We start from the raw sequence: 10,174 nt of genomic DNA on the forward strand, positions 1-10,174 counted from the left end.
TTGCGCCCCGCTCCTGACGGCTGGAGAGGGGCGCACGGGGCGTACGGCCGCCTGCCTGATTGTTGATTCCAGTTCAAAGGTATTTCGTCGATTCGCGGCTTAATCTGCAAACGACAAATCGGCACACTGTGTCCATTCCGATCTTCCCGATCGATCCACACAGGAGTTTCCGATGAGCAATCCTTCGATCGACACCGCTTCGCCAGCGCCGCTGTTCCAGCCTTGCGCGCTGGGCGGGCTGGCACTGCCCAACCGCATCGTGATGCCGCCGATGACGCGCTCGCGCGCCAGCCAGCCCGGCGATGTGCCCAACGACCTGATGGCCGAGTACTACGCGCAGCGCGCTGGCGCTGGCCTGATCGTCAGCGAAGGCACGTGGATTTCGCCGCTGGGCAAGGGCTATGCATGGACCCCGGGCATCCACACGCCCGAGCAGGTGGCTGGCTGGCGCAAGGTGACCCGCGCCGTGCATGCCGCCGGCGGACGCATCTTCGCCCAGCTCTGGCATGTGGGCCGGCTCAGCCATATCAGCCTGCTCGACGGCCAGTCGCCGGTATCGTCGTCGGCCATCCAGGCAGCGGGCGTCAACGTCTTCGTGGCCGAGCGCGACGGCACGCCGGGCTTCGTGCAGGCATCGCAGCCGCGTGCGCTAGGCGTGGAAGAGATCCATGCGATCGTCGACGAATACCGCCAGGCCGCGCGCAACGCCATGGCGGCCGGGTTCGACGGGGTGGAACTGCACGCGGCCAATGGCTACCTGGTGAACCAGTTCATCGATTCCGGTGCCAACAACCGTACGGACGAATACGGCGGATCGCTGGATAACCGGCTGCGTTTCCTGGGGGAAGTGGCCCAGGCGCTGATCGAAGGCACGGGCAGCAAGGATCGGGTCGGTATCCGCCTGGCGCCGCTGACCACGCTGAATGGCTGCGTCGACGCCGATCCGGAAACCACCTATACGGCGGCGGCCAGGCTGCTGGGCGAACTTGGCGTGGGCTACATCCACATTGCCGAAGCCGACTGGGACGATGCCCCGCATATGCCGCTGGCGTTCAAGCAGCGCCTGCGCGAGGTGTTCCCGGGCACCCTGATCTACGCCGGCAAGTACACCGCCGAACGCGCCAACGCCGCGTTGCGCGAAGGCTGGGCCGACCTGATCGCCTTTGGCCGCCCGTTCGTGGCCAATCCGGACCTGCCGGAGCGCCTGCGCGCCGGCGCCGCGCTCACCCCGCACGACCGCAACACGCTGTTCGGCGGCGGGGCACAGGGGCTGACCGACTATCCCGCGCTGGCTGCCAAGGCCGCCTGAGACATAACGAGCGGTTCGAGCGGGGCAGGGCAGGCGCCGGCAAGGCGCCTGAGGCCACGGCAAAACGGGGGTGCGCGGACGGACCCAATGGAACTCATAGCCGTTTCCCGAGTCCATTGTTGCGTTCGGTTACAATGCTGTACCGCAGCAATGTCGCCGGCATTGTCTGCCAAATGTCTGCAATCACGCCCCCATCTTGTTACGTTTCGTTCTCTTCCTGCTGACTGCCATGTGCCTGTCCGCGCTGTCCTTTTCGGCAGCGGCGAACGTGCGTGCGGGTGCGCCACAGGCAGGGCAGGCGATACAGGTGGCGGATGTGACGCAGGCGGTGCAAGCGGCACATGGGGCCCTGGCGGCCGATGCCGCGGACGCGCCCGACTACGCCATGCTGGCTACCGGCGACGATCTCGCCCAGCTGGTGCTGCCCGGCGATCCCGACTTCGGTGCCGACGATGACGCCGTCGACGACGGCCCGCCGCCGGGCTACTGCAATATCTGGTCGGCTGACCTGCTCGATCCGCTCGACCTGTTCGACGCGGTCGACGAAACCAGCGCCCTGTTTGTCCTCCCCAATTTCGAACTCGCTGAATCCGTCAGCGACCGGTTCCAGGCGCCCACGGCGCGTACCACGTTCGAGTCCGAAGGCCTGTTCCGGCCGCCCAATCTCCTCGCCTGAGTCTCCAGGCCACCGTCCCGCCTGATGCCGGACGGTGCGCCTATCCCTTGCCCTTGCGCCCCGTAATGCCCGCGACCGCTCCGTGTCGCGGCTGAAAGCGTTTGCCGTTTGCCCCCCTGGTGTCCTGATGCCGGGCGGCGCGCGGCGCGCCTGTCGTGGGTGGCCGGGCAAGCCGTACCGTTTGAACCATTCCGACATGAAGACCAAGAAATCGTTGACCTGGGTCGCGTCGCTGTCGTTCGTGGCGGCACCGGCCTGGGCCGCCCAGCCCGTGCCGGCCAGTGCCTCCGCGAACATGGCCCATACCGGGACGCAGGCCGAGGCAGGCCAGTTGCCGGCTGCAAGACAGGCCCCGACCGCGACACCGACCACGACCACGGCACCCGGCATGAAGCTGGCGGCCAAGGCCATGCCGCGTGCCACCACGCCCGCGGCCGAGAACTTCGCGTTGCCGCAGCTGCTGGAACTCGCGCAATCGACCAACAAGGGCGCAGAGGCCGCGCAGGCCAATGTGGACGCCGCCACCGCGGCGATCAGCAGCGCCCGTGCCTATCCGAACCCGCAGGTGGAAGTGATGTACGGACGGCTGTCCGGCAAGCAGCCGGGCGTGACCAGCGGTAACGCACCGTCGTACGCCGTCGTGCAGAAGTTCGACTATCCGAACCAGCGCAACCTGCGCCAGCAGATGGCCGGCCGTGGGCTGGAGGCATCCGAGGCCCAGCGCCAGACCTTCCGTGCCGAACTGGCCGCGCGGGTCAAGACGGCGTACTTCCAGGTGCTGCGCCGCGAAACCGAACTTGCTGCCGCGCGCGAGGACCTGAACCTGATGCGCCAGATCCAGGAGCGCGCCAAGGTGCGTGTGGGCGTGGGCGAGGCGCCGCGCTACGAGCTGATCAAGGCCGATACCGAACTGCTGGCCGCGCAGAAGACGCTGCAGACGGCGGAACTGCGCGTCGACCAGTCGAAGGCATCACTGCGGCAGCAGGTGGGTGGTGCCATGCCGATGCGCTTCGGGCTGACGGGCAGCCTGGCGAATACGCCAGACGTGCCCAACCTGGCCGTGCTGCGCGACGGCATGCAGGCCAGCAACGCCGAGCTGAACCAGCGCCGCAGCGAACTGGAACGCGCCCGCCTGGGGGTGGACTACCAGCGCTCGCTGCGCTGGCCCGAGGTGTCGCTGCGCGCCAGCACCGATCGCCAGCCGGACAACAACGTCTCGCAGATCGGCCTGGTGATGACGATCCCGTTGTGGGACCGCCGCAGCGGCCCCGTGGGCGAAGCCACGGCGCAGGCCACGCAGGCCCGCACCGCGCTGGAGGCGCGCGAGTTCGAACTCGCGCAGGAGCTTGATACCGCCTACCAGCAGTACGAGATCACGCAGGCGCAGGTCACCGCGCTGGAATCGGGCATCGTGCGCGAAGCCGAGTCGGCGCTGGGCGTGGCGGAAGCCGCCTACCGCTTTGGCGAGCGGGGCATTCTCGACTATCTCGACGCCCAGCGCGTGCTGCGCAATGCGCGCAGCGAACTGATCAACGCGCAGTACGAGCTGCAGATCGCCGCCATCCAGATCGAAAAGCTCATGTCGGCCACGCCTGGCGCAGCTGCCGTCGTGCCCTCCCGGCCCGTCTCCCAGAATCTGAACTGAACATGCGTCCCTCTCATTCCCTGCTTTCGATTGCCGCCGCCGCCGTGATGGTGATGTCGCTGGCCGGCTGCTCCAAGGAACCCGAAGCCGTTGCCGAGGCGCCCAAGCTGCCGCCCGGCATCGTCAAGGCCGAAGACAACCTGCAGAAGACCCTCAAGGTCGCGCCCGTGGCAGCGTCCCCGTTCAGCGAGATGCTGCGCGTGGCGGGCCGTATCGACTTCGACGAACAACGCGTCTCGCGCATCGGCGCCACCGTCACCGGCCGTGTGACCGACCTCTACGCCATCCTGGGCCAGGAAGTGAAGGCCGGCCAGGTGCTGGCCCGCCTGCACAGCAGCGAACTCGGTGCCGCGCAGATGGCCTTCCTGAAGGCCGAGGCCCAGAACGACCTGCAGGCCCGCAACGCCGAACGCGCGCGCCAGCTGTTCGACGCCGATGTGATCGGCCGTGCCGAACTGCAGCGCCGCCAGAGCGAATACGCGATTGCCGCCGCCGAGATGCGCGCCTATCGCGACCAGCTGCGCGTGCTGGGCATGTCCGCGCAGGCCATTTCCACGCTGGCGAAGAACGGCAGCATCGAATCGTATTCGCCGGTGTTCTCCAGCATCAGCGGCACCGTGGTGGAGCGCAACGTGGCCCAGGGCCAGGTGGTGCAGCCGGCCGATGCGCTGTACACCGTGGCAGACCTGTCGCGTGTCTGGGTGGTGGCCGAGGTGCCCGAGCAGCAGGCCGCCCAGGTGGCCGAGGGCCAGGCTGTCGACATCGAGGTGCCGTCGCTTGCCAATACCAATGGCCGGATTACCGGCAAGCTGATCTACGTGGGCCGCACCGTGAACCCGCAATCGCGCACGGTACTGGTCCGTACCGAGCTGGAGAACAAGGAAGGGCGCCTGAAGCCGGCCATGCTCGCCAGCATGCTGATTGCGGGCAAGCCCATCGATACGCTGGTGGTGCCCGGCTCTGCCGTGGTGCGCGACGGCAACGACGAACAGGTCTACGTGGAAACGGCGCCCGGCCAGTATCGCCTGACCAAGGTGAAGCTGGGCTCGGAGAGCGACGGCATGCGCGTGGTGCAGGGCGGAATCAAGGCGGGCGACCGCGTGGTCGTGGAGGGCGCGTTCCACCTCGACAACGAGCGCAAGCGCCTGGAACAGGGGTAAGCCGCCATGATGACATCGCTTGTGGAAGCCGCGATCAAGCAGCGGCTGGTGGTGTGCGTGGTGGCAGTGGTGCTGTTCTTCTTTGGCCTGCGCGCGGCTGGCAAGCTGTCGGTCGATGCATTCCCGGACGTGACCAACGTCCAGGTGCAGATCGCCACCGAAGCCACCGGCCGTTCGCCCGAAGAGGTGGAGCGCTTTGTCACCGTGCCCATCGAAATGTCGATGACGGGCCTGCCCGGACTCGAGGAGATGCGCTCGCTGAACAAGGCCGGCCTGTCGCTGATCACGCTCGTGTTCACGGACAAGACCGACGTCTATTTTGCGCGGCAGCTTGTCATGGAGCGCCTGATCGAGGTATCGGGCCGCATGCCGGAAGGCGTGACGCCGGTGCTGGGGCCGGTGTCCACCGGCCTGGGCGAGGTCTACCAGTACACGCTGGACCGCCCCGACGACGGTGACCGCGAACTGACGCAGGAAGAGCTGGCCGAGCGCCGGATCGCGCAGGACTGGGTGGTGCGCCCGCTGCTGCGCTCGATCCCGGGCGTGGCGGAAATCAACTCGCAGGGTGGGTACGTGCGGCAGTACCAGGCGCTGGTCAACCCGGAGCGGATGCGCCACTACGAGGTGGGCCTGCAGCAGGTGTACCAGGCGCTGGCACGCAACAATGCCAACTCGGGTGGCGGCGTGCTGCCGCACTACGCCGAGCAGTACCTGATCCGCGGTGTGGGCCTTGCCAAGGGCGTGGACGATATCGGCAGCATCGTGCTCAAGGAGGTCAACGGCACGCCGGTCTACCTGCGCGATGTGGCGCAGGTGACGATCGGCCACGAGGTGCGCCAGGGGGCCGTGGTCAAGAACGGCCAGACCGAAGCCGTGGGCGGCATCGTGATGATGATGCGCGCCGGGAACGCCAAGGAAGTGGTGAGCCGGGTCAAGGCGCGCGTGGCAGAGATCAATGCCAAGGGCATGATCCCCGGCGGCCTGCAGATCGTGCCGTACTACGACCGCAGCGAACTGGTGGACGCCGCGTTGTGGACGGTCACCAAGGTGCTGCTCGAAGGCGTGGTGCTGGTGGTGATCGTGCTGTTCCTGTTCCTGGGCGACGTGCGCTCGTCGGTCATCGTGCTGGCGACGCTGGTGCTGACGCCATTGCTGACGTTCATGGTCATGAACCGGATCGGGCTGTCGGCCAACCTGATGTCGCTGGGCGGGCTGGCCATCGCCATCGGCCTGATGGTGGACGGCTCGGTGGTGGTGGTCGAGAACGCGTTCGAGCGGCTGGGCCATGCGGACAAGTCGGGGCTGACCCGCAACCAGATCCTGGTCAAGGCCGTGCAGGAAGTGGCCACGCCGGTGATCGTGGGCGTGGGCATCATCATCCTGGTGTTCCTGCCGCTGATGACGCTGCAGGGCATGGAAGGCAAGATGTTCGCGCCGCTGGCGATCACGATCTCGATTGCGCTGGCGATCTCGCTGTTCCTGTCGCTGACGCTGTCGCCGGTGCTGTCGTCGTACCTGCTCAAGGGCGGCGCCGAGCATGACACGCGCGTGATCGCGTTCATGAAGCGTCACTACCTGCGCATGCTGCATTGGTCCCTGCTCAACAGCAAGAAGACCGTGCTGTCGGCGGTGGGCCTGTTCGTGGCCACGGTGATGATCGTGCCGATGCTCGGGACGTCGTTCATTCCGGAAATGAAGGAAGGCTCGATCGTGCCCGCGCTGGATCGCGTGCCGAACATCTCGCTGGAAGAGTCGATCAAGCTCGAACGCCAGGCCAACAAGCTGGTGCTGGAGGTGCCGGGCGTGAAGTCGGTGGTGTCCGGCGTGGGCCGTGGCGAAAGCCCGGCCGACCCGCAGGGCCAGAACGAGTCGACGCCGATCGCCAGCCTCAAGGACCGCGACGAGTGGCCCGACGGCTGGACGCAGGACGACATCGCCAACGCCATCCGCGAGAAGCTCAAGGCCATTCCGGGCGTGCAGATCGTGATGGCGCAGCCGATTTCCGATCGCGTGGACGAGATGGTCAGCGGCGTGCGTTCGGACATCGCCGTCAAGATCTTCGGCGACGACCTCGACAAGCTTCGCGGGCTGGCCGGCGAGATCGCGCGCGTGGCGGGCGGCATCAAGGGCGCGGAGGATGTGCGGATCGAGCGGATCTCGGGCCAGCAGTACCTGTCGATCGAAATCGATCGCCAGGCGATTGCGCGCTACGGGCTGAACGTGTCGGACATCCACGACATCATCGAGATCGCCATCGGCGGCAAGCGGGCCACGGACATCTTCGAGGGCGAGCGCCGCTTTGCGGCGGCGGTGCGCCTGCCGGAGGAGTTCCGCGGCAACGTGCAGGCCATTCGCAACCTGCTGGTGCAGGCGCCCGATGGCGTGCAGGTGCCGCTGCAGAGCGTGGCGAAGATCGAGGTCAGCGATGGCCCCGCGCAGATCAGCCGCGAAATGGCCAAGCGCCGCGTGGTGGTGATGATCAACGTGAAGGACCGCGACCTGGGCGGCTTCGTGGCCGAACTGCAGTCCGCCACCGAGTCCAAGGTCAAGCTGCCGGAGGGCTACTACTACGAGTGGGGCGGCCAGTTCCAGAACATGGAACGCGCCATGGGCCACCTGAAGCTGATCGTGCCGATCACCATCGCCGCGATCTTCTTCCTGCTGTTCCTGCTGTTCAACTCGCTGCGCTTTGCCACGCTGATCATCACGGTGCTGCCGTTTGCATCGATCGGCGGCATCATCGCGCTGTTCGTCACCGGCGAGTACCTGTCGGTGCCGGCGTCGGTGGGCTTTATTGCGCTATGGGGCATGGCGGTGCTGAACGGGGTGGTGCTGGTGTCGTACATCCGCACGCTGCGCGAGTCGGGCATGTCGCTGCGCAATGCGGTGGTGCGCGGTGCCACGCAGCGTTTCCGGCCGGTGATGATGACGGCCACCATCGCCATGCTGGGGCTGGTGCCGTTCCTGTTCTCGACCGGTCCGGGTTCCGAGGTGCAGCGGCCGCTGGCCGTGGTGGTGATTGGCGGGCTGATCACGTCGACGCTGCTGACGCTGGTGATGGTGCCCACGCTGTACCGCTGGTTCGACGACCGCAAGCCCGAGCCGCGCGACATGTCGGTGTAATGGCGTGAGCGCGTAAGGGATTTCTGCCGCAGTACAATGGCAACCGGCCGGCATGCATCGCGCGTGCCGGCCGTTTTCGTTCTGGAGTACATCTGTGACAACACACATGCGCCGCAAGCTCGTGACGTCCCTGGCCTGCGTGGCGATCGGGCTGCCGATGGTGGCAGCCGCCGCCGACGCCCCCGTCAACATCGAAATGGGCCAGCGTGGCGGCCGGCCCGAAGCGCCCGAGGCGCCGGTGGCCTGCATGGAGGCCGTCAAGGCCAAACTGCCGAATCCCGACAAGTTCCGCTGGGTGCAGGGTACCTCGCGCCGCGTGGCGGAAGACGTCTATAGCGTGGTGGGCAGCATCGAGTTCGTGAACCAGGCCGGCGAGGCGCGCAAGGGCGAAGCCCAGTGCGACGTGATGCGCGCACCGGGCAACCAGTTCATCGTGCCGAAGGTCCGGCTGCCGCAGTAAGCGGCGGGTCAGGCCGTTTCCGTCGCCCCCACGGGCGCCGGGGCGGCAGGCACCGCTGGCGAAGGCAGCAGCGTGCCGCGCCGCAGCAGCGCCACCGTCTTCCAGATCAGCAGGCCAATGATCGCGTTGGCCGCGACGAACAGCGCGAACGCAGCGCCTTCCAGATCGCCGCCGCCGCGGGCGACCATGCGGATCGCCATGCCGGGCAGGGCGGCCACGCCGAAGCTGAACGCCCAGTAGCCCGGCGAAAAACGCTGCGTGCCGATCCACGGCAGCAGCCGCAGCATCAACAGCGCCTGGTACAGGCCATAACCCAGCAGCGCATACGCAAACAGGTCGGGCTGGCCTTGCGTCAGCGCCAGGTAGGCCGTGCCGCCCACCACGGGCGGCGCAATCTGGATGCCCAGCAGCGCGCGGCGTGCCTCGGGCAGCGGCGCATTGACGGCCGCGCGATTCAGCAGCATCGATTCGATGGCGATCCACGACAGCAGGCTCGCGCCGAACAGCAGCATGCCAATGGTGTGCCATCCGAACAGCATGGCCGACGTGGCGCCCACGAAGCCCGGCGCCACAGCCGGCAGATAGGCGGCCGGTGTCACGGCTTCGGGCCGGATGCCGCCTTGCCAGAGCCGCCCATGCAAGGCCGCGCCCAGCGCCAGTTGCCCGACCGTCGCGGCGACGAGCAGCGCAACCGCCACCTGCGGCGCATAGGGATGCACCAGCTGCGTCGCAAGCAGCGTGGAGGTGGGGATCAGTGCCGCGAACGACGACTGCACCGGATCGGCCATTTCCGCGCGGGCCGCGGCCGGTGCCACCAGCCACTTGTGCGCATAGGCGCCCAGCAGCAACAGCCAGATCCCCAGGCCCAGCCAGGCCAGCACCGTGGCCGGCAGCGTGGGCAGGACCCATACGTGGAGGGCGCCGCGCCAGACATTGGCCAACTCCAGCGTGCCGACGGCCATGCCGAAGAACGACAGCGGAATGGTCCGGACGGTGGGGAATGAGGTAGGGAATGGGGTGGGGGCGCCCATGATCGGCTCGCATTCGGTTCTTGTTGATGTATCGGATAGTACGCAGACATGGACGGGGCCGCAGACGCGGGCGGCTCAATGTCTTGCTCGTCCGTCTCAATGCGTCTGGCGGCGCGCGATGCATGGCGCATGAGGCTCAAGATTAAGTTTCTGTCATTCAGCCACGCCAATGTGGACATCGATCCGATCGTCACCTACGATTTGTGTACGCTGTACACAAGGCAGCGGCACCGATCTGAATTCATTCACTGGAGACCCTGGCATGAATGTCGAAACCACCCACGAACACCGCTGGCTGCACAGGCTGGTTGGCAACTGGACTGCGGAAGGCGAAGCCCAGATGGGCCCGGAAGGCCCCACCGAGAAGTGGAAGATCCCCGAGCAGGTAAGCAAGGTTGGCGAGACCTGGGTGCAGACCCGCTCCGAAGGGGAATTCCCCGGCTGCGGGCCGGCCATGACGGTCATGACGCTGGGCTACGACCCCGCGCGCAAGCACTTTGTGGGCACCTTTATCGGCTCGATGATGACCCATATGTGGATCTACGAGGGCGACCTGGAGGCCGACGGCAAGACGCTGACCCTGCGCGCCGATGGTCCGGCGTTTGGGCCGGACGGCACCGTGGTGCCGGGCAAGATGGCGAAATATCGCGATGTGGTGGCGTTCCAGGACGACGATAACCGTACGCTCACGTCGTTCATGCAGGCCGACAACGGCGAGTGGATCCAGATCATGCAGGCCCGCTACCGGCGGGACAGGGAGTCGGGCCCCC

At 67.0% G+C, this 10,174-nt stretch carries 8 protein-coding genes; 7 read left to right on the top strand and 1 reads right to left on the bottom strand.

Annotation, left to right across the window (positions count from 1 at the left end; translation table 11 throughout):
• The first annotated feature begins 172 nt into the window (after nt 1-172).
• From A9J21_RS15215 to A9J21_RS15240, 6 genes are all read left to right on the top strand, one after another.
• Complete coding sequence (locus tag A9J21_RS15215; protein WP_066736997.1) at nt 173-1,309, top strand: alkene reductase; 1,137 nt, start codon at nt 173-175, stop codon at nt 1,307-1,309.
• 229 nt (nt 1,310-1,538) lie between these two features.
• Entirely contained in the window at nt 1,539-1,985 is a 447-nt protein-coding gene (locus A9J21_RS15220) for an auxiliary protein of the heavy metal cation-transporting efflux system HmyCBA (protein WP_066736999.1), read from the top strand.
• Nucleotides 1,986-2,181: 196 nt separating this feature from the next.
• Complete coding sequence (locus A9J21_RS15225; protein WP_066737001.1) at nt 2,182-3,630, top strand: TolC family protein; 1,449 nt, start codon at nt 2,182-2,184, stop codon at nt 3,628-3,630.
• Nucleotides 3,631-3,632: 2 nt separating this feature from the next.
• A complete protein-coding gene (locus A9J21_RS15230) occupies nt 3,633-4,790 on the top strand; it encodes an efflux RND transporter periplasmic adaptor subunit (protein WP_066737003.1) in 1,158 nt (385 codons plus the stop codon).
• Between the two features lie 6 nt (nt 4,791-4,796).
• Nucleotides 4,797-7,913, top strand: a complete 3,117-nt coding sequence (locus tag A9J21_RS15235; protein WP_066737009.1) for an efflux RND transporter permease subunit — start codon at nt 4,797-4,799, stop codon at nt 7,911-7,913.
• Between the two features lie 94 nt (nt 7,914-8,007).
• Nucleotides 8,008-8,373, top strand: a complete 366-nt coding sequence (locus A9J21_RS15240) for a DUF2880 domain-containing protein (RefSeq protein WP_231906935.1) — start codon at nt 8,008-8,010, stop codon at nt 8,371-8,373.
• 8 nt (nt 8,374-8,381) lie between these two features.
• Here the strand turns inward: A9J21_RS15240 and tehA are convergent, their stop codons facing one another.
• Nucleotides 8,382-9,404 carry a dicarboxylate transporter/tellurite-resistance protein TehA gene (gene tehA / locus A9J21_RS15245; RefSeq protein WP_066737012.1) on the bottom strand — a complete coding sequence of 341 codons (1,023 nt, stop codon included), beginning with the start codon at nt 9,402-9,404 and terminating at the stop codon, nt 8,382-8,384.
• 262 nt (nt 9,405-9,666) lie between these two features.
• Here tehA and A9J21_RS15250 point away from each other — a divergent pair.
• On the top strand, nt 9,667-10,174 hold a 508-nt coding region (locus tag A9J21_RS15250; RefSeq protein ID WP_066737013.1), incomplete at its 3' end, for a DUF1579 domain-containing protein.

The sequence above is a fragment of the Cupriavidus sp. D384 genome, from assembly GCF_001652915.1.
Lineage (GTDB): Bacteria > Pseudomonadota > Gammaproteobacteria > Burkholderiales > Burkholderiaceae > Cupriavidus.

Excerpts from the sequence above, each read along its gene's own strand:
- A9J21_RS15215 (WP_066736997.1), top strand. The coding sequence starts at position 173 with ATGAGCAATCCTTCGATCGACACCGCTTCGCCAGCGCCGCTGTTCCAG.
- A9J21_RS15220 (WP_066736999.1), top strand. The coding sequence starts at position 1,539 with ATGTGCCTGTCCGCGCTGTCCTTTTCGGCAGCGGCGAACGTGCGTGCG.
- A9J21_RS15225 (WP_066737001.1), top strand. The coding sequence starts at position 2,182 with ATGAAGACCAAGAAATCGTTGACCTGGGTCGCGTCGCTGTCGTTCGTG.
- A9J21_RS15230 (WP_066737003.1), top strand. The coding sequence starts at position 3,633 with ATGCGTCCCTCTCATTCCCTGCTTTCGATTGCCGCCGCCGCCGTGATG.
- A9J21_RS15235 (WP_066737009.1), top strand. The coding sequence starts at position 4,797 with ATGATGACATCGCTTGTGGAAGCCGCGATCAAGCAGCGGCTGGTGGTG.
- tehA (WP_066737012.1), bottom strand. The coding sequence starts at position 9,404 with ATGGGCGCCCCCACCCCATTCCCTACCTCATTCCCCACCGTCCGGACC.